This is a genomic window from Turicibacter sanguinis, assembly GCF_013046825.1.
Taxonomy (GTDB): domain Bacteria; phylum Bacillota_I; class Bacilli_A; order MOL361; family Turicibacteraceae; genus Turicibacter; species Turicibacter sanguinis.
The window spans coordinates 1,703,526-1,726,059 of sequence record NZ_CP053187.1 but is presented as its reverse complement, the minus strand read 5'-3'; the positions used below and the strand labels follow the sequence as shown (position 1 = coordinate 1,726,059).

At 35.1% G+C, this 22,534-nt stretch carries 15 protein-coding genes and 1 riboswitch; of the genes, 4 read left to right on the top strand and 11 right to left on the bottom strand.

Annotation, left to right across the window (positions count from 1 at the left end; genetic code table 11):
* Positions 1-138: 138 nt before the first annotated feature.
* The 4 genes from HLK68_RS08295 to HLK68_RS08280 all read right to left on the bottom strand — a co-directional run bounded on the left by HLK68_RS08295 (position 139) and on the right by HLK68_RS08280 (position 1,857).
* On the bottom strand, positions 139-339 hold the full coding sequence (locus tag HLK68_RS08295) for an alpha/beta-type small acid-soluble spore protein (RefSeq protein WP_009606949.1): 201 nt from the start codon (positions 337-339) through the stop codon (positions 139-141).
* A gap of 58 nt (positions 340-397) precedes the next feature.
* Positions 398-592, bottom strand: a complete 195-nt coding sequence (locus HLK68_RS08290) for an alpha/beta-type small acid-soluble spore protein (RefSeq protein WP_055166227.1) — start codon at positions 590-592, stop codon at positions 398-400.
* Between the two features lie 58 nt (positions 593-650).
* Positions 651-845, bottom strand: coding sequence for an alpha/beta-type small acid-soluble spore protein (locus HLK68_RS08285; RefSeq protein WP_009606951.1), 195 nt, complete (start codon positions 843-845; stop codon positions 651-653).
* 112 nt (positions 846-957) lie between these two features.
* The gene (locus tag HLK68_RS08280) at positions 958-1,857 is read right to left on the bottom strand and encodes a hypothetical protein (protein WP_006785013.1); all 900 of its coding nucleotides are present in this window, start codon (positions 1,855-1,857) and stop codon (positions 958-960) included.
* A 158-nt stretch (positions 1,858-2,015) separates the two neighbouring features.
* Here HLK68_RS08280 and HLK68_RS08275 point away from each other — a divergent pair, with 158 nt between their 5' ends.
* Entirely contained in the window at positions 2,016-2,750 is a 735-nt protein-coding gene (locus HLK68_RS08275) for a tRNA 2-thiocytidine(32) synthetase TtcA (protein ID WP_006785014.1), read from the top strand.
* Between the two features lie 28 nt (positions 2,751-2,778).
* Here HLK68_RS08275 and HLK68_RS08270 read toward each other — a convergent pair whose 3' ends face one another.
* Together HLK68_RS08270 and HLK68_RS08265 are read right to left on the bottom strand one after the other, a co-directional pair.
* Positions 2,779-3,444 carry a DUF421 domain-containing protein gene (locus HLK68_RS08270; protein ID WP_055166230.1) on the bottom strand — a complete coding sequence of 222 codons (666 nt, stop codon included), beginning with the start codon at positions 3,442-3,444 and terminating at the stop codon, positions 2,779-2,781.
* 106 nt (positions 3,445-3,550) lie between these two features.
* Positions 3,551-5,956 carry a DUF3656 domain-containing U32 family peptidase gene (locus HLK68_RS08265; RefSeq protein WP_132942838.1) on the bottom strand — a complete coding sequence of 802 codons (2,406 nt, stop codon included), beginning with the start codon at positions 5,954-5,956 and terminating at the stop codon, positions 3,551-3,553.
* Between the two features lie 222 nt (positions 5,957-6,178).
* Between HLK68_RS08265 and HLK68_RS08260 the strand changes: the two genes are divergently transcribed.
* Positions 6,179-7,234: an LCP family protein gene (locus HLK68_RS08260; RefSeq protein WP_006785017.1), complete on the top strand. Its 1,056-nt coding sequence runs from the start codon at positions 6,179-6,181 to the stop codon at positions 7,232-7,234.
* 109 nt (positions 7,235-7,343) lie between these two features.
* Positions 7,344-7,511 (top strand): hypothetical protein, encoded by a 168-nt coding sequence (locus HLK68_RS08255; RefSeq protein ID WP_006785018.1) that lies wholly within the window; start codon positions 7,344-7,346, stop codon positions 7,509-7,511.
* 35 nt (positions 7,512-7,546) lie between these two features.
* Here HLK68_RS08255 and splB read toward each other — a convergent pair whose 3' ends face one another.
* From splB to HLK68_RS08240, 3 genes are all read right to left on the bottom strand, one after another.
* On the bottom strand, positions 7,547-8,566 hold the full coding sequence (gene splB, locus HLK68_RS08250; protein ID WP_006785019.1) for a spore photoproduct lyase: 1,020 nt from the start codon (positions 8,564-8,566) through the stop codon (positions 7,547-7,549).
* A gap of 127 nt (positions 8,567-8,693) precedes the next feature.
* A complete protein-coding gene (locus tag HLK68_RS08245; RefSeq protein WP_129821763.1) occupies positions 8,694-9,842 on the bottom strand; it encodes an AI-2E family transporter in 1,149 nt (382 codons plus the stop codon).
* A gap of 155 nt (positions 9,843-9,997) precedes the next feature.
* A complete protein-coding gene (locus HLK68_RS08240; RefSeq protein WP_132942839.1) occupies positions 9,998-16,867 on the bottom strand; it encodes an NPCBM/NEW2 domain-containing protein in 6,870 nt (2,289 codons plus the stop codon).
* Between the two features lie 212 nt (positions 16,868-17,079).
* A riboswitch (cyclic di-GMP riboswitch) is annotated at positions 17,080-17,166 on the bottom strand.
* A 226-nt stretch (positions 17,167-17,392) separates the two neighbouring features.
* On the opposite strand from HLK68_RS08240, the gene HLK68_RS14710 reads away from it, so the two are divergent.
* A complete protein-coding gene (locus HLK68_RS14710) occupies positions 17,393-17,518 on the top strand; it encodes a hypothetical protein (RefSeq protein ID WP_006784108.1) in 126 nt (41 codons plus the stop codon).
* Positions 17,519-17,722: 204 nt separating this feature from the next.
* Here HLK68_RS14710 and HLK68_RS08235 read toward each other — a convergent pair whose 3' ends face one another.
* Together HLK68_RS08235 and gltB are read right to left on the bottom strand one after the other, a co-directional pair.
* Entirely contained in the window at positions 17,723-18,121 is a 399-nt protein-coding gene (locus HLK68_RS08235) for a hypothetical protein (protein WP_006784109.1), read from the bottom strand.
* A 239-nt stretch (positions 18,122-18,360) separates the two neighbouring features.
* Complete coding sequence (gene gltB, locus HLK68_RS08230; RefSeq protein WP_238843569.1) at positions 18,361-22,494, bottom strand: glutamate synthase large subunit; 4,134 nt, start codon at positions 22,492-22,494, stop codon at positions 18,361-18,363.
* Between the last annotated feature and the right edge of the window lie 40 nt (positions 22,495-22,534).

Genomic DNA, 22,534 nt, shown 5'->3' with positions numbered 1-22,534 from the left:
TTTCCTCCTTTTTTATGATTATACCCAAAATATGATTATATGTCAGTTGTATAAACTTTTAGAACAAAAAAAAACGATCACTAGTGATCGTTTTTTTTGTAGTTTGTAGTCGTGTTGATATTTTTAAGGTTTTAAATGTTATTTTTGATTTGTTGATCCTAATTGTTGTTGAGCCATTTTTACTAATCGTTTAGTAATTTCTCCACCAACTGAACCGTTTTGACGAGCAGATGTATCTGCTCCAAGAGTTACACCTAATTCACTTGCAATCTCTGCTTTCATGTTATCAATTGCAGCTTGCGCTCCAGGTACTACTAATTTATTTGATTTATTTGCCATTTTAGTCACCTTCTAATATTAATATTTAATACTTAAGATTCCGACAAATTTTTTACACTTATTTTGTTGATCCTAATTGTTGTTGAGCCATTTTTACTAATCGTTTAGTAATTTCTCCACCAACTGAACCGTTTTGACGAGCAGATGTATCTGCTCCAAGAGTTACACCTAATTCACTTGCAATCTCTGCTTTCATGTTATCAATTGCAGCTTGTGCTCCAGGTACTACTAATTTATTTGATTTATTTGCCATTTTAGTCACCTTCTAATATTAATATTTAATACTTAAGATTCCGACAAATTTTTTACATTTATTTTGTTGATCCTAATTGTTGTTGAGCCATTTTTACTAATCGTTTAGTAATTTCTCCACCAACTGAACCGTTTTGACGAGCAGATGTATCTGCTCCAAGAGTTACACCTAATTCACTTGCAATCTCTGCTTTCATGTTATCGATTGCAGCTTGTGCTCCAGGTACTACTAATTTATTTGTTTGATTTGGCATGTCATTCACCTCCTGACAATCTTAATATGTGTCGTTTCGACAAATTAATACATTCATTTACGTTTTTTTTATAAAAAAAACTACCGATTATTAAGTCGGCAGTTTAAATTGATTATCTTATATCTGAAACTGATATAGCTGAATTAACTACATTAGATGGAATTTCAATTTTATTTCCTTTATTTCCGTCACTAATTTTAACTTTCAAATCAAAATACATAGTTGCTAATCGATCTTCACTGATTGTTGCAAAAAAAGAAGAATATGCTGTTTGAAGTTGCTTAATGATTTCTTGAATTCCATCTTTATAAGATAGCTCATACTCTAAAACTCGTTCTGTTTCTTTATCGATTGTAAAAATATAATTTACCTTTGGTGCTAATTGATAAATAGCGTTAATATCAATATCAGGTGATACATTTAATAATTCCCCAATTAGAATTTGAATCATTTGATCAGCCTTTAAAAAATCAACATAAACTGAAATAACTTGTTGTTCATTATTATCTTCTAATATCACAAAATCATTTGCATTTTCATTTTTCACTGTTTCTTTATAAATTTGATTTAAATAATCAAGATTATTAAAATCAACAAAATATTGATAATATTTATCTGAAGTTGGATCTATTTCTTTAAACCATTGCCCTCTATTTAAATTCATATATAAAATTTTATTCTGGGCCGACCATTGTGCATATTGCTCTAATTCAACCGTCATTGGTGAAACCCCATAGCCATTCATTCTAATCAAATAATTAAGATGCGACACCGTTGAATCAGATTGTGAAACATCTCCTTCACTGCTTAATTCCATTTGATATCCTAATATATCGTAATTAACATTCAAACTAACATGATACGTTTCCAGATTCTTAGTATTATTAATAACAGCTGCTAAGAATTGAGCCTGTCGATAGTTTTCATACCATCCCGTTTTCGTAATGAAGTATCCAACGGGGGTTAATAAAAGAATGAAAATGATAATACCCATAATTATTTTTTTATTCATTATTATTCTCCCTTTTTAATTGTTAATATTTCTATTTTATCATATTATTACCAATAACGGACGATTGTCATGTAAATGTTAGAGCTTAAATGATTGTATTTTTATTTTTTATTCGATATAATGACATCCGAGTATGCTAAAAAGGTTGGTGAGCCCGTATGAAAAAAGTACTAGGATGCATTCGTAAAGCAGATCAAGACTTTTCATTAATACAAGAAGGTGACAGAGTCGCTGTCGGTGTTAGTGGTGGAAAAGATAGTATGGCATTATTATATGCTCTTCATTTATATCAAAAATTTGCTCCTGTGAAGTTTGAATTAGTAGGAATTACATTAAAGCTTGGATTTCCAGGAATGGATTTCAATCCTGTTGTCGAATTCTGTAAAGAACACGGTATTGAATATCATTTAGTAGATACACAAGTTTATGAGATATTACAATTAAATGCAGACGAAAATGGAAAAATTCCATGTTCTTTATGTTCTAAGTTCAAGAAAGCTATTTTAATTAAGAAAGGTGTTGAACTTGGATGTAATAAGATTTCAATGGCGCATCATGCTGATGATGCAGTTGAAACATTAGTGATGAATACGATGTATAATGGATACATGGCAACATTTAAGCCAAAAATGTATTTAGATCGTACTGATGTTACTTTTATTCGTCCATTAGTTTATTGTTATGAGGATGATATTATTTCTGCGGCAAATCGTCATGTTCCGATTGTGCCGAGTACTTGTCCTATGGATAAGCATACGAAGCGCGAGGATGTTAAACAGTTGTTAAAGAAATTGTATCGTGATTATCCAATGGCAAAACAAAATATGTTAAATGCTTTATCAAATGGAGATCGTGTTTCATTATTTGATGACATTTCTGATAAAGAAGCTTAAAAGTGCAGTGAATATCACTGCACTTTTTTTATAGCTCATTGATTTTTATTTTATTCATTCCCTGACGAGTATAAATGATAAACTTATGTTCTTCATAAAATAAATAATCAATTTCATTTAGATTGGTTACTTCATGTTTACGCAATGTATCTTTTAACCATTGTTTTGATTGTCCAAAACTTTGAAGGGCTTTTTCTTTAATTGAGCCTGATACAATAAGGGGAAGAGGGAAAACTTTTGTTGGTAATTTTTTTTCAAACACAATGAGTTTACCATTCTTTTCAATAATGGCATACTGAACATCTTCTGGATTAACTACACCTTGAGTGCGAAGTAGCATGATAAAGTCATCTAAATCAATGCGTATTTTCCCAAGCTCAGAGTAATCGATTCTACCGTTTTTTATAATAAGTGAGGGTTCTCCATCTACAATGTCACGTACCTTTGTTTTATGTAACTGAATTTTTGACATTAGAACTTGGAGTGTTACAATCATGACAACGCCGCCAAAGGCATCAACCCAAAAAGATTCTTCAACGATACCCGAAGCTGCTATATTAGCAATTAAGATATTAATAACAACATCGACCGCACCTAGTTGGTTTAGTTCTCTTTTACCCATTATTTTATAGCAAACTAAGATGACAACATAAAAAAATGCTGCTAACAATATTGAAGCTAAAACTTCCATCATCTAAAACAACCTCATTCTATACTTTTTCTTATAATTATTATTTTGGCATTAAATTCTTTATAATATACAAAAAAACAGCATAAAAATCATGCTGTTTTTTTGTATATTATTCTACTCCTCGATGGTAGTGTCCTTTTGTATAATCTTGTGTTTGTTTATACTGTTCTAGCCAGTCAACATCAATATTCTTTGTTTGTAAGGCTGTTTGATAAGCAGTAATCGCCTGATGCATTTCTGCTTCTGTTTCATTTGTGAATTCTAAACGGAATTTAGAGACTCCCATTTTTTGAAGCTCTTGTAAGAATTCGATGAGGATTAAGTGCTGTGAATTAAAAATTTCTGTGATACAGTTTCCTGTGCGAAGCAGTGGAAGAATTTTGTTTTTGCGATCGCGTAGCCCAAATGGTGTGGTTAGACATAAGCGACAGAATTCTTGGTTTGGCTGGTTTAAAAGCTTCACAGGACAATGTTTAGTAATCATCATCGGAATTCGTGCAAAGACTATTGCTTCTACTGGTAAAGAGGCGTATTTTAACAGTGTACGTATTTGTTTTTGGTTGATTTCATAAGATAAAGTCGTTTGTGTGATTCCCAATTGTTTTAAAGCTTCGATACTTTGCACATTATTATTATTGAAAGCAAAATCACTCATTAGGTTGTATCCTGAATCCTTTAGTGCCTCTAGCATTCCGTATTCACCTAACATAACGGTTTGTAATGGTAATGATTCCAGAATCTCAACTGTTTCTTTAATTTCTTCATCGTTAATGATGCGTGGAAGTTGCGGAATGATGGTTTTATTGTATTGTTGTGCTAATTCCACTGCCTTTTTTAATGTTTTAATTTCTTTATAATAAATGGTTTCGATGTCTTGGCGTTCAAGGATTGTTTTTAACTGTTTTAGGTTTCTTACACTAACGCTAAGTGTTGTCGTTTCTGAATGTTTTGCAGGTTGTGGATTCGTGAGAGTGACGTGTGTTTTTTCACGTGTTTCAAAGTGGCGACTACGTTTTAATTCTAGTTGCCCAATCACCTCGCGACGGATTTTATTAATCACAGAAATCGGCATGGTCACAGATTCATCCATATTCACGCTCAAGTAACCAAACTTAAATGGCGTGCTACCTGTTTTTTCAAGCTGTTGTTTGAGTCGTTCTTTTGAAAGCGGGGTGTTACTTGCAGCTTCGAAAAGTTCTTCCGTTTCAACGGTTACCATGTTTGAAGCGTCATCCCAAACCATGATACGCAGTGGTTCTCCAAGTTTAGCACTAACTTCTCCATAGATGTCGATTTTAGGAACTGTTTTCTCAGTGACTTCCACACGTTTTGCTAGGGAAACGGATGTCGTTTTGTAGACTGGCATGCCTTTAGTTACAGGGAATGGGCAGTCTAAATCAACGAGACCTGGATTGGCAAGTTTGACGTCTTGGCCTTTAACAAACATTTTTTGTACTTGAAGTCCTTGATCTTTTTGTCCGACGAATCGTAGTCCATCTCCTACTTCTAAGGCTGACGTGAGTTTGAGGGTTACGCGTTTTCCTTTGACGTTTGCCACTTCTCCAATTTTGATTCCTTTATGGTTTGGACGGTCAGCACTCATCCAGTTGAGACCTTTTTCACCAAACAGGAATCCTTTTGTGAATCCGCGACTGAAGATTTGGTCCATGTCGGCATGGATTTGTTTTGATAGTTTGACTTTTTTGTTTTCTAGGTATTGGTCAATCGCCTCTCGGTAGGCTTTGACAACTGTTGCAACATATTCTGGCTTTTTGAGGCGACCTTCAATTTTAAATGAGGTTACTCCCGCTTCAATTAGTTCTCCAATATGGTCAACTGTTTTTAAATCGCGTGGGCTTAAGATGAAGTCTCCAACGTTTGAATCCAGTGTTTCACCACTTTTAAGGTCTACTAGTTCGTATGGCAGACGACATGTTTGGGCACAGGCACCACGATTTCCACTGCGTGCTCCTATCATACTACTCATTAAACATTGTCCTGAGTAACAAACACAAAGGGCACCGTGTACGAAGACTTCTAAATCGATATCAACGGCTTGTTTCATCGCTTTGATTTCTTCTAGTGTATTTTCACGGGCAACGACAACTCGGTCTGCTCCGAATGATTTTGCAAATTCTACTCCTTTTGTATTATGAAGTGTCATTTGGGTACTGAAGTGTAATTCGAAGTCTGGATATAGTTCTTTGACTAGATGAGCGACTCCGATATCTTGAACGATGATCGCATCAACGTCGTTTAGGTATAAAAAGTGAATATATTCTTGTAAGGCTTCGAGTTCTGCATCAAAAATTGTCGTATTCACAGTAACGTAAACTTTGACACCATGTAGGTGACTGTATTTGATTGTTTCAATTAGTTCTTCGTTTGAAAAGGCTGCTTCTTTCCTCGCGCCAAATGCAGATCCTCCCACATAGATGGCATCTGCACCATTTGAAACGGCGGCTAGTAATCCTTCGCGGTGACCCACTGGTGCTAATAATTCAATTGTAGACATATGATCCGCTCCATTTTTCAACTTTTATTTTCATTCATTGTAACATAATTCAGTTTTAGTTACCAATGACCTGTTAATAGATTTTTAGTTAAAGTTAGGATTTACTTATATAAATTTTGTAAAAATTAATATACTATTAATTGTATTCTACTGTCGTCTATTATAAAATTATGTAGTTATTCTGAGACTACTTATATAAACTATAGAAACTAGGTGAAGAAAATGGGTAAGGCAAAAGATGCTCGTGCTAAGAAGTACGGTTGTTTAAAAAGCTTTCTTATAATGGTATTAGTATTATTAATTTTAGCTGGGGCCGGTTATGTCGGGGCACATTTTATGTTATCGAAGCTTGATCGTCAACAACTAAATGACTTAACAATTTCTGAAGAGGTTTTAAGTAATAAAAAAGGTTCTGGGGTAACTAATATCGCATTATTTGGAGTGGATTCTCGCGAGGATGCTTATGAAAATACACGTTCGGATGCGATGATGGTTTTATCCTTTAATAACAAAACAAATAAAGCTTATATTACATCATTAGTTCGCGATACTTATGCTTATATTAATGAACAACATGGTTTTGAAAAATTAACACATGCTTATGCTTATGGTGGGGCAACTCTTGCTGTTCAGGCGATTAATCAAAACTTTGACCTAGATATTCAAAAGTATGTGACGGTTAACTTTAATGCCGTTGAGCATATTATCAATAAATTAGGCGGGATTGAGGTTGATATCCAAGATTATGAGTTGACTGAATTAAATCGTGTCATTGCAGAAATGAATGTTGAAGTTAGTGGTGAGCCAGCAGACTTAATTGATGGAACTGGAGTGCAGACATTAAATGGTCGTCAAGCTGTTGCGTATATGCGTATCCGTAAGGTGGGTAACGGAGATTATGAACGTATGGAGCGTCAACGACATGTCATTACGTTAACGATGCAAAAGTTAATGAGTTATAATAAAGTTAAACTACTCGGTTTAGTGGATGATTTCTTACCATATATTCAAACAAATTTAACAACAAATGAGATTATTTCTCTTGGAACTCAATTCTTAATGAGTGGCGTTACAGATGTTGAACAATTACAACTTCCAAGTACGGAGTTAAGTTATGGTGGAATTTTAAATGATGGTCTTTATTATTTAGTTCCTCGTACATTAAGCGACAATGTTATTGAATGGCATGATATTGTCTATGAAATGTCTGACTATCAACCATCTAGTACGGTTGCAACTTATAATCAGAAAATTATTAATAATACGGGTATCAAATAAAAGTGGCGGTCTCTTATGAGATCGCTTTTTTTGTCGAATCTTTTGAATATACGCTGGAAGATAATCATACTATAATATCTTTAAGCCAAATGATGAAGGAGGAATTTCTATGTATTTTCTTCTGGCGATTTCAATGGTTGCAATCCCTCTCCTACTCGTTCAATGGGCATATATGAAATGGGTCGGCGTGACGAAGGAAGCGACTCATCACAAGTCAAGTGATTATGTAGATGAAGCGTTCAAGATGAATTTCATTCAAGGTAAAGTAAATAAGTAAAAGAGACTACTCAAGCGAGATAGTCTCTTTTATTGTTAAATGATGTATTTGATTTCGTAAGGAATTTCTAGATGGCTAAGTCCGAATTCGAAGAGTTCTTTGATTTCAGCCATGGTTTCTTTTGAATAGACGTATTTTCCATATCCAAATTGTCCGTATTTATAGGTTCTTTTTTCATCATCCATTGGTAGTTTCGTTTCTTCAAAAATTTGCATGATGTGGTTTTTGGCTGTTGGGGTGTAGCGATGGGAGATGATTTCAAAAGTGATGGGGGTTTTTAGTTCTTCTTTTGGGAGATAGTCTTTTAGCATCTTGATGAGCATTAAGTAGTCTTCTTTCCAGTGCGGATAGATAAAAACGGGTGCGATTAAGAAACCGACTGGATATCCGGCTTTAATGGCTTTTCTAGCAGCTTCAATTCTTTGTTTTGCACGCGGTGTAGAGTGTTCAAAGCTTTCGATTACCGTATCCGTGTTAATTGAGAATCTCATTTCGGTGTGGCCATTATGTTTTAGGAAGAGCAAGTTATCGATGTCGGTAAATTTGGTGACGAATCGGAATCTGGCATTTGGTTCTTTGGCAAAGAATTCGATGGCTCTTTCTAAAGCATGGGTATAAGGTTCGACTGGAACAGGGTCTGAGGTTGCAGATCCTTCAAAAATAGTTGGGTTAAACTTCCCAGTTTGGATATAGCGTTTAGCTTTTTTGAGAATATCTTCTTCATTGACATAAATACGAGTAAATGGCTTATCTTTTAGATTAGTATTTAAATAGCAGTACTCACATTTTCCAATGCATCCGGTAACGAGTGGAAGTTGATAGTGAGCAGATGGTTTACATGATTGGAATTCGAGTGTTCGTCTGACACCAACGACGAGAACTCGTTTTCCGGTTTCGTATTTTTCTTGTGGAGTTTTCCCCCTTAAAAAATTGACCCGATTATTTTCTAATATTTCAACTGGAACTCCATGTTCTAAGAACTGTCTTTGCAATTCTTTTCCTAGTTTATAGTCTAATGCTTCTTTTTCGATGTAAACTTTTTTTGGAATAAACAAGATACTTCACCTCCTAATGCTTAGTATTTATCGATTTTTGTAAAGTATTTGTTTTTTTAGTTGGAAGATGCTTGTTTTTATCAATTTAATAAAAAAGATGTATCCATTAGGGATACATCCTCTTTTTTTAGATTCGATTGGCCGCTTTTAGGCGGTTATAGCGACGTGTCATATAAATTTGAAAAAGGGCGGCTGATGGAATCGAAACGATCATTCCAAGCATTCCAAGATAGTGTCCACCTATTAAGATGGCGATAAGAACCCAGACTGGGTTGAGTCCAACGCTATTGCTTAGAAGTTTAGGTTGGATGACGTTGGCATCAAGTTGTTGGTAGATAGTTAGTAAGACGAGAGATAATATGGCCATCTTAAGGCTTGAGAAGAGCCCAAGAAGACCTCCTAGTACGGCACCAAGTATTGGTCCAACATAGGGAATAACGTTAGCAACACCGGTAACGAGTCCAACGAGTAGTGCAAAGGGATGACCGATGGCAATTAAAATAAGGGATGAGAAGATCCCTGCCAAAATGGCAGCAATAAGCTGGGCAATTAAGAAGCCACCAAAGACGGCATCTAAATCTTTTAGGAATTGTTGGCTTCTTTTGAGTCCATTTGGTGTGAGTAAGGTTTGTCCGGCTTTGTAGACTGATCTTGTTAGTGTTTCTTTATCTTTAAGGAAGTAAATGGATAGGATAATGGTTGTTAAGACACTAATAATAAATCCTGTCATATTTGTAATCATGCCGGTTCCAAATTGAAGGATTTGGGTTGCGATATAGCTTAATAAGTTGGTAATGGCACGTGTGATTTCATTAATTTGTTCTTCTGTTATAAAAGATTGAATATATGGACTAATGTCATCTATATATTTGTTGAAGGTCTGATGCAGAGCTGGAATTGAGTCGACTAGTAGTTTTAGGTTGGTGATAATAGGCGGAATAATCGTATTAAATAATAATAAAATTAGCATTACAACGAGAGAGACAACAATTAAAAGACTGATTCCTCGTGAAGCACCTGATGAAAGGTCCCTTTTCATAAGTTTTTTAGTCATTTTTTGGAGATTTTTTTCGACGAATACGGTTGGTTTCCATAAAATGTAGGCAATCGCAAATGCAATGATAACAGGGGTGATGACAGCCATGAATTCTTTGATAGCTGCGATGATCAATTGAAGATTTTGAATGAGATTGAAGGCAAGAATCAAAGCTAATCCAACGGTAAAGGCCATGATGCTGTATAGGAGTTTTTTATTGTTTTTTAGATGTGCAAACATGTGATTCCTCTTTTCTAACGTAAAATATTAAACCAATTTTACCATTTAATCGAAGATAAATAAAATCTAAATTGTCTTTTTATTTCATCCAATTTACTTTAGTGATAACAAAAAAGAATCCAATAGTTGGATTCTTTTTTGTTATTTGTTAGATTTTACTTTTCGAACATATAAAGAACTTGAAGTTGTAAATCATCAAAGTGATCAATGAAGCCAACATAAAGTGTATAAACACCAGAGTCTAATGTGTTAACATCAATGGTAATAAATCCATTCTCATCAATCATCGTTTCAAGTGTCGTCTCCTCGAAGGTTCGATTATTTCTTAAAGATAAAATTGGCAATAGGTTTTCACCTTTTCGATTAATCACATCGAATTTAAATTGAATTTTTCCATCTTGCGGGGTTAACATTCCACCCTCGATGATTTGGTATTCTATTTTAACATTTACCAATTTTGTTAATGAAGATAATGGAGACAAATCTTTAATTTCATTATATGAAATATCTAATGTCTCTAGATTGTTCGCATACTCTAATCCTTTTAGGCTAGAAATACGAGAAGAGCTCACATTTAATTCAGTTAATTTTAATAAATCCCCTAGTGTAATCTCTGTTGTTGCTAAATTTAATTGGCTAATGATAGCTGATTTTAAAATTGAATCTTCAAACTCAATAACTTGAGTTAAATCGATTATTTCTTCTAATCCATTTATTGCGGATTGCAGTTTTTCAATCATTTGATTGACGTCTGCTTGTTGACTATCATTCGCCTTAAGCATCTCCATTGCTTGATTAATAGTGGTTTGTAAAAGGGCAATACTTTCTTCTGTATAACCTTCTAAATCAATCAGGTTCGCCTGCTCTACTAATTCAATTAATAATTCGTAATTTGTTGCCACAATTAATTGTTCTAAAGCTTGTGCCAATTGAGTTGTTAATTCATTGATAATTTCTTGCGTATAACCCGCTGCTAATTGTTCATTAACCCTTGTGACAACCGAGATTAATTCACTCCAAGATGCTTCTGTATAATGGTTTGCATTTAACTCACTGATGCTTGTTAGTAAATCATCGAGTTGTGTTCGATCAATTCCCACACTTTCACTGTTGGCAAAATGTAGTTTTGTATCTCCCCAAGTGGCGTGATCTGATCCATCACCATTTCCACCATCTTTAACGACTAGTTTAAGTTGTTTTGCTCCAGCGATGCTAACTTCAACATATTTTTTAGCATCACGTGAATTCATGACCCCACTATCAAAGGCTAATTCATTATCAACAAAGACTTCAAATTGTACACTTCCAACACTTCCATGCATGGCACGATCTACCCCGACATATGCTGAGAAAATATCGTAGTTTTTGTCACTTAAGTCATACATAATTGTTGCCGTTGAGTGGGCTCCAATTCCTCGTTCGTAAGTTGCAACCGTTCCATCTTCGTTTGTTAAGCGTAATGTATTTGAGCTTGCCGATTGATCTTTTTTTGTACTTCCATAGCTTTGTTTAGCTGAAGTCCAATCATAATCTGTTAAGTAGTCGAAGTCTTCTAAGTTGACAACCGAAATATGGCGCGTTTTTTCAACTGTATTACCATCAGAGTCTGCAACTTTATAATGAATGCTATACACTCCTGGTTGATTAAAGTTGATGCCTTCTAATCCACTCACGATGACAGACGGTGTTATATCACCATCTTCTTGATCGATGGCTTGATAAATACCTGCTATATTTTCTAATGTTTCCCCAACTTTAACCGCTATATCTTTTTCAACAGTTAAAACAGGAAGTTTCGCTTGTAACACTTGTTCTGCTTTGACAAAGTAGGCTTCAAATAGTTCATAGGCTGGATAACTTGCTTGAATTTCTTCTTTGAAAGCATTTAGCTTTTCAAACGTATTATAAGCTTCAGCCACTTCTGTTTGTGTTTCATCTGTAAATAATTGAGTTTGAAGTTTTTTCGCAATCTCATCTTGTTTATAGAATGAAACATTTCCTATTGATGCCCACCCTTGATTCGCTTCAACGAAGACAAATTTGACACGACGAACGTCTTGACGATTTAAAGTGAATTGAATGACATCATTAGTATTTCCTGTATAGGTTCCTGCTCCGGCATAGATAAAGTCATTTCCTGTTGCTTCACTTGAAACATAAACTTCAAATTTTGTTGCAAATCCTTTTCCACCACGACGCCCCGCATACGTCATCGTTGCGACATCCGAATTTGTTCCTAAATCGAACACGACTTCATTTTTAAAGGTTGGACTGTTTGGTGAATTTGTTTCCCAATGCGCATTTAAATCTGATGTTATTGCATTTGCAATCACACTACTTCCATAATGTCCGGCATTATTAGAAACTGATGCGACTGGAATTTTAAACATTTCGTTATACGCTGCTAATTGACTAAATTGACCGTATTTTGATTTTATTACTGTAAAATCTTCATACACAACAACATAAGCCGTTTTTTCCACCTTATTACCATCGCTGTCACTAACTCGGTAAGTCACTTCAAAGCGTCCCACTTTATTTTCTTCAAAGTTATTTGAAATGATTTCAATTTCCTCTGTTAAATCTCCATCTTCTGCGTCAGTGGCATTTAATCCTGCCCTAAAATCAACCGCTTCTCCTAAGTAATAGGTTTGATCCATCACCGTTAAGCTTGGTTTAGCATTGTTTGTTGTTAAAATAGGATGAGCAATCACCCCATGATCACTTGTATTTCCATTTCCGGCATCATTGACTTCAATTACTAATTCATTTACACCCTGAACTGGAACTTTAATCGCCACCATATTATCAGCATGACGTAATGTATTCGTTGTCGCTACAACTTCTCCATCGGCTTTAATCACAAATTTAATACTTGAATTGGTTTGTTCAACGATGGTCATATCCACACCGACTAAGGCTTCAAAATAGTCATAGTCTAAGTCTGATAAATCATAGGTAACACTAGATGTTGCATGAATTCGAAGTCCATTTTCAAAGTTTTTAATGTCTCCATTCACACGACCTTTAATATCTGTTTTACGAATTGTTCCATAACCTAACTTAGAGTCTGACCACTGTAAATCTGATAAGTAATCATAGTCACTTACAACGGTTACAAGAATCGTTTTAGTTGCAGTTACTCCGTGATCTTCGACTGTATACTCAACTGAGTAAGTTCCTTTTTCTTCCGTATTAACGGCTCCACTGACAACAATTGAATCCGTCATATCCTCTCCAAGATAGTTTGTTGCCTTCACTAAGTCCATTGGATTGAATGATTCGTGAAGTTTAATGGTATATGTCTCTTGCTGTACATGAAGCGATGGTGATAGCGATTGAATGCTAACAGGGGTTGCTGTGTGTAATGTTTTATCATAAGCAACAACCGTATACTCAACTTGTTCGCCAATAACGGCCTCGGTATCAATAAAGCTATTAGTTGAGGTAAATCCGATTAATTCGCCATTTTTAAAGATTTCATATCCCATGACATCATTTGAGGCACTTTGATTAACATGGAATGTGAGTTTAATTTGATCTGATAATGTCGATAGATTGAGTGCTGTGGTGACATTATCATCAAATCCCGTTCCCTCGTATTCGATGTAATCGTAATTAGCGTACCAAGTCTTCACATTTGGTTTTTCATATTGTCTAGTGAATTCTTTTGTTTCATCTGACACGAAGAATCCATGGCGTTCAAAATGTTCCGTTAAGTCCAACTCTAAAGCAATACTAGAATATTTAGCTAATTGATTTAATTTATCATTAGCTGTATTACTCGAATCTAACACGACATTATTTTCACGATACAGGCTATTTAATTTCCCCCAATAACCTGGATAGATCATTTCAAGTTGCCAAAATACTGCTAATTGTTCAAAATATCCACCTGCATAATAGGCGTTATTATCTGTTGCAATTACATTTTTATAAACGTGGCTTTCAAATGGAATTCGTTTATTTGGTTTATTGTAATAATATGATGAGAACTGAGGAATCATGTTATTCGTCACTTCTCCAATTGTTCGAACGCCAATATCTAAACGGTGCCCCATTTCATGGTCAACACCCCATCCACCAATGCTCGTTAGCATTGAAACCATCACATCGCTTTGAACACCGATATGATTTCCTGCTGCATACATATATCCAAATGGTTGTGCTAAACGGATATTTTCACGTGTATACTTCACATCATGTTGCAGGCTACTTCCGTCTAACCCTAAGTAATCAAATACCATGTCCATATGATCATTGTACATATTAACGGTATTCATTGGGCCAAATTCTTGCTCGATATACGCTGTATAAGCCCCCGTTGCTGTCCCAGTGAATACTAGGTGATCAGAAACAACTTCAACGACATCAATCATTTGACGATCCATTACATCTGGATTAGCGGCCTTATCTGCATCTAGACGAGTTTTATAATCTTTTAGTAAGTCTAAAAATTCTTGTTCATTTGTATTAGCATCCATCATTGGGAATTTTTCAACCCCCTCAGCGAATCGGATAATAGGAGCTTTAGATTGTTGTTCCTCTGTATATGGATTTAAAATATAAACGGCACCACCAGGGGTCACACTATGATTATACCATCCATCATTTTGTGAAACTGTCGGTACTGTAATAACATTTTTCCCAATATGTAAGCTAACTGTTCTTCCCCAATTTGCAAAACTTCCTTCTTGCTGTGAAAAAACTAATTGTGGTAGCGGTTGTCCAGGCTCTGCATCCACATAAACTGTAATTTCTTTACCTGCTAAAGCAACAATTCCTGTTGATTGGAAGTTATCCCCGAATCCAAATTTTAAATTTTGACTGGCGTGAGCATTACGATCCCCATGCTGTTCGGCAACAACTGTTTTAATAGTTTGTAACTCCCCGTTCAAAATATCTTTTGCAATTTGAATCTCTTCTAAGTAAACAGTTGCTAACGGATGTCCTTCAACCTCTGCTTCTAACACTGCTAATTTTTCAATCGTATTATACGCTTCAGATACGGTATCCATTAATCCATCCGTAAATAAGTTTTTCATTTGATTTAAGACAGTATCTTCTTTGTAAACGCGAATATCTCCAATAGATGGTCTATCTTGATAAGCCTCTTCAAAGACAAATTTAATACGTTTTGCTTTGGTCGAATCAAACTTGATTTCTAACATATCATTTGTAACAGTATAACCACCTTCTGAAACTTTTTGGAAATTATCCCCTGATCCGACCGGTGAAATATAAATACTAAACTTGGTTGGAAATCCTTTATTAATTGTTCTCGCCTTATAGGTTAAACGATCGATTTCGGTTGCTTTATCTAAAGTTAATACGACTTCATTCTTAAATGTTTCACTATTAGGGGTTCCTGTCTCCCAGTGAGTTGTTACATCTTCATCAATCGCATAATTTATTGCTGCTCCACCATAACTTCCACCATTATTACTAATATTAGAAATGTTTACACGAAATTGCTCATCATACTGATTGATATAATCCGTATAGAAAGGTGTAAACTTTGACACGTTTGATGTTCCGGATTGAATAACACCAAATTCTATTAATTCTTTTGCTAAATTTAATTTTTCAAGATATTCGTCCGCAAATGGATGATTTTTTGATAATTCGATCAAGGAATTAAGTGCACCAAGAGTTCCAAATTCAGGAGTGATTTCACTCATTGAAGGATCAACGAATAATCGATTCATCATTTCTGATAAGCTATCTTGTTTATAAATTCCAAACTCAGAGGCAACTGCCCAATCTTCATATCCCTTAGTAAACACAAATTTAATTCGACGTGCTTCTGTTGGATTAAATAATATTTCCATCGTATGATTCGTATCAATTGACATTTGTCCACTGGTTACCTTTTCAAACGTTTCTCCCTGGCTAGTTTTTGAAATATAAATTTCAAATTCTTGAGCAAAACCGCGTGAACGATTATTGGTATACATGATTCGGTTAACTGTTGTTAATTCATCCAAGGTCACAATCACTTCATTTGTATGAGTTGATGTATTTTGTTTTCCTGAATGCCAGTTAGTATTGAAGTTACCATCAATTGCTTTAGTAATATCATTCGATGCGTATTGCCCACCATTTGTTGTAATACTTGTAATTTTTTCAGAAGGAATTTTATATAACTCGTCATATGCCTCTAATCGTTCATCCGCTAATGAAGTGAATTTAGATACAATCGCATTCATATAAACAACTTCCATACTCTCAAGTAAAACTCGTGCATTATTAAAATCTTCTTTATACTCATCGTATAAAGGATGATTCATCACTGTGGCTTCGAATTCATTTAATTTTTCAAGTGTATCAACATGGGAACTTAATTCATTTTTTGATTCATTCGTAAACATTTCATTCATTTGTTCAAGAATAGCATCTTCTTTATAGAACCAAAATTCTGAAGCACTCGCCCAATTTTGATTAGCTTCTTTAAAAACAAATTTAATTTTTTTTACTGTCATCGTTGGAAATTTAAATTCTAAAAGATCTCCTGTTGTTTTATGTTCTCCCGTTACTAATAATTGATAATCTTCATCGCTTCCACTTAAAGAACCATAAATTTCGAATTCAGTTGGAAATCCTTTACCTTTTGCTGAATCTTGTCGAGTCGCATAGATTAAACGATTAATGGATTCAACTTCTTCAAATTCAAAGACAACTTCATTTTTAAAGGAAGAATTATTCTGCTTTCCGGTTTCCCAATGAGTTGATAAATTTCCATCAATTGCTTTATCAATTGAACTTGATGAATACTGTCCCCCGTTATTCGTAATCGATTTAATTTGACTTGTTGCTATTTTAAATTGTTCATTATACGATTCAAAGTTACGATAATTTGTTAAGGTAAATGGCGTAATTGTTGCTGTAACACTTTGCATACTTTTTGATTCATTTAAATCGACTACCGTTTCTTTTGCTAATTCACTAGCATAAATGTCGATCATTGGTGAAAAGTTAGATGCTATCAATGATACTGCTAAAATAGCTGATAGTTGTTTTTTCATACTTCGTCCCCCTTGGAAAATTTTTAAGGATTATTCAATAAAACAATGGAATATTCGCCTCTTATCTGACTAAGAAAACTATTCCTGCCTAAGAAAACAAAAAACTACCCTAAAGGGTAGTTACCATCTAATTTAAGCACCACAAAAAGTTCATAACTAATCAACATCATGTTAGTTTTAATCAATTTATGACGAACAAAGAATAGATTTTCTTCGGCAACTGGCTAGCATAGTCTCAATTGACCTTAGCCCCTTTAGCTTTGCGTCTTTGGATTTCTCCAAATTTGCCTATAAAATTTAGGATTTATACATTTTTTCATGCGATTTCTACAACTTTTACGCATTCCCATCATACAAGAAATTCCCAGTGAATGTAAAGTAGAATCTAGGTGTCAAGATTGTCACCCATTTAACTTTAATAGCATTTTATCGAACGCTTCCCCAATAAAAAATTATCTTTTTTATGTCACAATTGAGAATTACTTTAATTTTTTTGGTAAATCATAACGATGAAGGAGGTGACAAATGATGTCAGGAAAAATGCATAAATATAATGAAAAAAAAGTTAAACAACCTGGTAAAGTTTATGAAGCAGGTGAACCTGTTCCAGGAACTGGAGTGACAACTAAGAAAAAAGAACAAAAACATTAATGACATTTAATATCAGTCCTTTTTTACCTCAAAGAAAATGGACTGATTCTCTTAAATTGTAATCAATTTTAATAAACGAATCAGAACCTCAAATAATTAAATAGGCCGCTAATCATTAGCGGCCTATTTAATTTCAATGGAATATCTAAACGCTTTACTCGTCATCTGTGAACCCTTCTTCAAGTATTTTATCATGGCTGGCGCTTAGTTTTGAATATCTTCAAAATAATACTTCACTGAATCTGGTACAAGATAAATATCGTAAATTTCATATCGGTCTTCTTCTGGCCATGGAACAAAGGAGACAAGTATCATTTCCCCATTATCTAACTGCATCATGACGAAGTTTGAATAACTCACTCCTGTTGAGCCTGTCATATTTTTTAATCCTAGAAACTTTTCATACGTTGCCTTTTCTTTGAATAGATCATGAAATAATTCAACATATTCTTTATAAGACTCGTCGTCTGTTTGAACTAAATTTCCTGTTAAAGTTGAAAATAATTGAATGGATGTATGAATCGGTGTTTCCTGTAGATTCTCTTGTCTTTGACACCCTGCTACGATGAACAGTAACATCATGATCATGATTTTTTTTAACATTTCATTCCCCCCTTTAATTCATCACATTTAAGCGCTATTAAATTTCATAATATCAGCTCCTACAAGACATCATGTCCCTTTATATCTCGCATCTTATATTTTTCCCCCTCATTGCAATCATGGTTATCCTTTTCTTTAACATCCTATTCCCCTTACTACTAAAACGATTATACCATTTTTTAACAATATTTATTTATCATTGTATTAAAAAAGTGCTATCTCAAGGATAGCACTTTTGGTTATAGTTCTAATTCATAGTAATCTGATGATGTAATGAGTGTAAAGTTCAATGCCTCTTCTTCGAAGTTAACTAAAATTTTTGAGGCAAGTGTGTTATTTGTTTTGATAACGTAATCTTGTAACACAGCACTTAGAATTTGTCGATGTTCTTCTTTCATTTCAAAGACATTGACGTAGGCCGTATTAAGTTTTAGGTTGAGATCCGATGGTTTATAAATGAATAACAATCCACCTGTCATACCGGCACCAATATTCGCGTCCACATCTCCTAAGGAAATAACAACTCCACCTGTCATGTATTCACAGGCATGAACTCCCATTCCGTGATTGATTGCCGTTGCACCTGAGTTACGGACGGCAAAACGTTCTCCAACTCGCCCTTCAAGATAACATGTTCCTGAAGTCGCACCGTAAAGAATCGTATTTCCAGCAATTAAGTGATGATTGATATATTCAGGGTTTTCTTCTTCTAATTGGCGAATCGTCTCATTAACTTTAACGGTAATACGTCCGCCACTTAATCCTTTACCAACATAGTCATTGGCATATCCAGTATGAATAAGTTCAACACTTTCATTCATGAAGGCTCCAAAACTTTGTCCAGCATAACCATAAGTTTCAAATGTACGCATTTGATCACTTACGAGTTGCACCCCAAGTGTTCTTAAAGAAGAATCAATAGTATTTACTTCGTTTGCCACTAACTTTGGCACTGGTATCTGCTGTTTTCTCACATTCATATCTTGAGTCACAGGCAATGGTTGTAACCAATCTAATTTTAAATGATTTGGCACAACTAAAAGGTCTGTGCGTCCACGAAGTTCTTCAAGTGATTTCACTCCAAGGTAAGACATAATTTCACGTGTTTGGCGCGCCACATAAGTTAAATAAGTTTTTAATAACGTCGGATCTTGTTTGAGGCGAGCACGCAATGTTTCATCTTGAGTGGTAATTCCAGCGGGACATTTACCTGTATGACATTGTTTACATCCGATGCAGTCTACCATGACAAGGCACATGGTTCCGATTCCGAATTCATCGGCTCCAAGGATTGCTCCCATGACCACGTCATACCCTGATTTAATTTGTCCATCAACTTGGATAAACGTTTCATGACGTACATCATTTTCTAGTAATGATTTGTGCGCTTGATATAGCCCATATTCCCAAGGAAGTCCCGTGTATTTTAGTGAAGATTTTGGTGAAGCACCTGTTCCTCCATTAAATCCTGAAATAACCACTTTAGCAGCTCCTGCTTTAACCACTCCATTTGCAATCGTTCCAACGTTTGCAAGTGATGCTAATTTAACACTGATCAGAGCAGATGGATTTGTTGTTTGTAAATCATGAATTAACTGCGCTAAATCTTCAATGGAATAAATATCGTGGTGAGGGGGTGGTGAAATTAAATCTACACCTTGTTTGGCATAGCGAACGCGGGCAATATTTTCATCAACTTTTGATTTTGGTAAATGTCCACCTTCTCCAGGTTTTGCACCTTGTGCCATCTTGATTTGAATTTCTTCAGCGCTACGTAAATAATCATAGGTAACACCAAAACGGCCTGAAGCAACTTGCTTCACTTTTGAAGCGGTCATCGTTCCAAAACGTTCAACAAGTTCCCCACCTTCACCGCTATTTGAAGATGCTCCAAGTTCATTAAAAGCACGGGCAATCGTTTCATGAGCTTCAATAGATAAAGCACCGTATGACATCGCTGATGCAACAAAATGACGAATAATCTCTTCGACTGGTTGAACGTCTTCGATCGCTATCGATTGAGTTCTGTTTAAGCTTAAGCAATCACGAAGGTTAATTTGACGATTTCTTTCTTCTTCAGTTAAGCGTTTGAATCCATCATAATCATTAGCGGATACGACAGCTTTAATGTCTTTGATGAATTTTTTTGAGTATGCGTGATTCATGAAGATTGAGTCCATGTTTTGATATTCATTGACTTTTGCTAAATCTAGCCCTTCTCCTAGTAATCCCGCTTCAATGTCTTCGTAGGATTTCCCACCAAATAATGATGATTTACTTGTAAATAAAGAGGTCACCTCATCATTTAGACCAACAACTTCAAACACTTTTGATCCACGGTACGAAGAAATCGTTGAGATTCCCATTTTAGCCATTTGTTTTAATAAAGCGGCTTTACATCCATTTAAATAATTTTTAAGAACTGTTTCTTTATCTTCTACATTTTTTGTAATGACGTGATAGCAGAAATATGGATAGATGAAGTCACCTCCATAAGCAAGTAACATTGCAAAATGAATCGGTAAACGGGCATCACCACATTTTAAGATGAGTCGAACTTCTAGACGTTTCCCCATTTTAACTAATACTTCATGCGCAATACTTGTCGCCATTAAAGATGGAATGACTTTTCCTTCACATTCATCGTCTAAAATAATGATATGAACACCTTCATTTGTTGCCTCAATGACGCTTTGTCTGAACTTCGCAACAGCATCACGTAAGGTGGTGTCAATTTTTAACGATAGGTGAATGTGTTTGAATGTGGTTTCCTTTAGTAAAGTTTCATATTGATTTTGCATTAAAATAGGTGATTCTAATTGATACACTGGGTAAGTTAATGGCTCATCTTTTAATGAGACAACCGGTGTTAAAGAAGTCTTTAATGAGAAGACTCTTTTTTCACGGATTGAATCCAGTGGTGGGTTGGTTACCTGTGCAAAATTTTGTTTGAAGTAATCGAAGAATAGTTGTGGACTAGACTTTAAAATATTCAACTGTGCCGTATATGGAAAAGATCCAATGGCTTCCTTTCCCGTCTCCACTAATGATTTTAACTCTTGCATGTATTCGGCTTTAGTGTAGGCAAATTTTTGTGTGTAATCTGCTACTTCTGCGTTAAAGTCATACTTTGCAGCTGGTTTGATTATTTTTTTTGTCAACCACTCATGATATGGATGTTGCGCGGCTAACATAGCTTTGACTTCTTCGTCTTTTGTGATGATTTGGTTGTCTAAATCGATACAAAGTAGCTCGCTTGCTTGAATTCGGCTTGCCATTTTGATGTTTTCAAGCGGTGTATTTAGGACCCCAATTTCTGAGGCTAAAACGACCTGTTTGTCTGTTTGAACGTAGCGGAATGGACGTAATCCATTGCGGTCAAGAGTAGCAATTAATTTATGCCCATCACAAATAATAACCCCAGCTGGCCCATCCCATGGTTCTTGTTTTAAATTACTATATTCATAATACGCTTTAAGTTCCTCACTCACACCCGCATCTTTTTCGTATGCTTTAGGTAATAAACGCGTCACGATATTTTCAAGGTCAAATCCTTCATAAATCCAAGACTCAAGCGTTCGATCAAGATTTGCACTGTCTGAATGGCGCTCATTACAAATTGGATAAACGTCTTTATGAGTCGCAAGTCCAACGCGTGAATTTGACCATTCAATATTACCTGACACCGTATTGATTTCTCCGTTGTGTGCTAAATATCGGAATGGCTGTGCTAAATTCCAAGATGGATTGGTATTGGTTGAGAAACGTTGATGTACGATACAGAAGTTTGAATGGAACGCTTCATCTTGTAAATCTAAGTAATAATTCGGTAATTCTTCAGGTGTCAATAATCCCTTATAAACAACTGTTTTTGCTGAGCATGATGATATATAACACGTACGATCAGCTAAATTAGCAAACTTCCATTGTTGCTCAATGCGACGACGCACCTTATATAATGTCACTTGGTCTTCACAATCTAAAATAAATTGCATAATAAATGGTTCTGTTGCACGTGCCTTTGGTTTTAAAAGAGTTGAATCAACAGGCACCACGATTTCTTTCATGACCTCAACATGATTTGATTTCATTGCATCATGTATAATATCTAATGCTTTTTTTCTTTCAACTAAATCTTTTGGTAAGAAAGTCATCATAAGGGCAAATGAACCTTTGATGTCATATTTTTTTTCATAATAATGATGGGGAATTTGCATTAAAATCCCACATCCATCACCTGTCCCATCCTTCGCTTTTCCCCCGCGATGGCTGAGTGCTTTTAAGAGGGTCATCCCCTGTTGAATAATTTCATGGCTATAAGTTCCGTCAAGATTAGCGATGGCCCCAATCCCACAATTTGAATGATCAAACATCATGCTTTCCTCCTTACTCCTACATAAGTATCTCCCAATT

Excerpts from the sequence above, each read along its gene's own strand:
- HLK68_RS08295 (WP_009606949.1), bottom strand. The coding sequence starts at position 339 with ATGGCAAATAAATCAAATAAATTAGTAGTACCTGGAGCGCAAGCTGCA.
- HLK68_RS08245 (WP_129821763.1), bottom strand. The coding sequence starts at position 9,842 with ATGTTTGCACATCTAAAAAACAATAAAAAACTCCTATACAGCATCATG.
- HLK68_RS08280 (WP_006785013.1), bottom strand. The coding sequence starts at position 1,857 with ATGAATAAAAAAATAATTATGGGTATTATCATTTTCATTCTTTTATTA.
- HLK68_RS08275 (WP_006785014.1), top strand. The coding sequence starts at position 2,016 with ATGAAAAAAGTACTAGGATGCATTCGTAAAGCAGATCAAGACTTTTCA.
- gltB (WP_238843569.1), bottom strand. The coding sequence starts at position 22,494 with ATGTTTGATCATTCAAATTGTGGGATTGGGGCCATCGCTAATCTTGAC.
- HLK68_RS08235 (WP_006784109.1), bottom strand. The coding sequence starts at position 18,121 with ATGTTAAAAAAAATCATGATCATGATGTTACTGTTCATCGTAGCAGGG.
- HLK68_RS08255 (WP_006785018.1), top strand. The coding sequence starts at position 7,344 with ATGTATTTTCTTCTGGCGATTTCAATGGTTGCAATCCCTCTCCTACTC.
- HLK68_RS08240 (WP_132942839.1), bottom strand. The coding sequence starts at position 16,867 with ATGAAAAAACAACTATCAGCTATTTTAGCAGTATCATTGATAGCATCT.
- HLK68_RS08265 (WP_132942838.1), bottom strand. The coding sequence starts at position 5,956 with ATGTCTACAATTGAATTATTAGCACCAGTGGGTCACCGCGAAGGATTA.
- HLK68_RS08285 (WP_009606951.1), bottom strand. The coding sequence starts at position 845 with ATGCCAAATCAAACAAATAAATTAGTAGTACCTGGAGCACAAGCTGCA.
- HLK68_RS08260 (WP_006785017.1), top strand. The coding sequence starts at position 6,179 with ATGGGTAAGGCAAAAGATGCTCGTGCTAAGAAGTACGGTTGTTTAAAA.
- HLK68_RS14710 (WP_006784108.1), top strand. The coding sequence starts at position 17,393 with ATGATGTCAGGAAAAATGCATAAATATAATGAAAAAAAAGTTAAACAA.
- HLK68_RS08290 (WP_055166227.1), bottom strand. The coding sequence starts at position 592 with ATGGCAAATAAATCAAATAAATTAGTAGTACCTGGAGCACAAGCTGCA.
- HLK68_RS08270 (WP_055166230.1), bottom strand. The coding sequence starts at position 3,444 with ATGATGGAAGTTTTAGCTTCAATATTGTTAGCAGCATTTTTTTATGTT.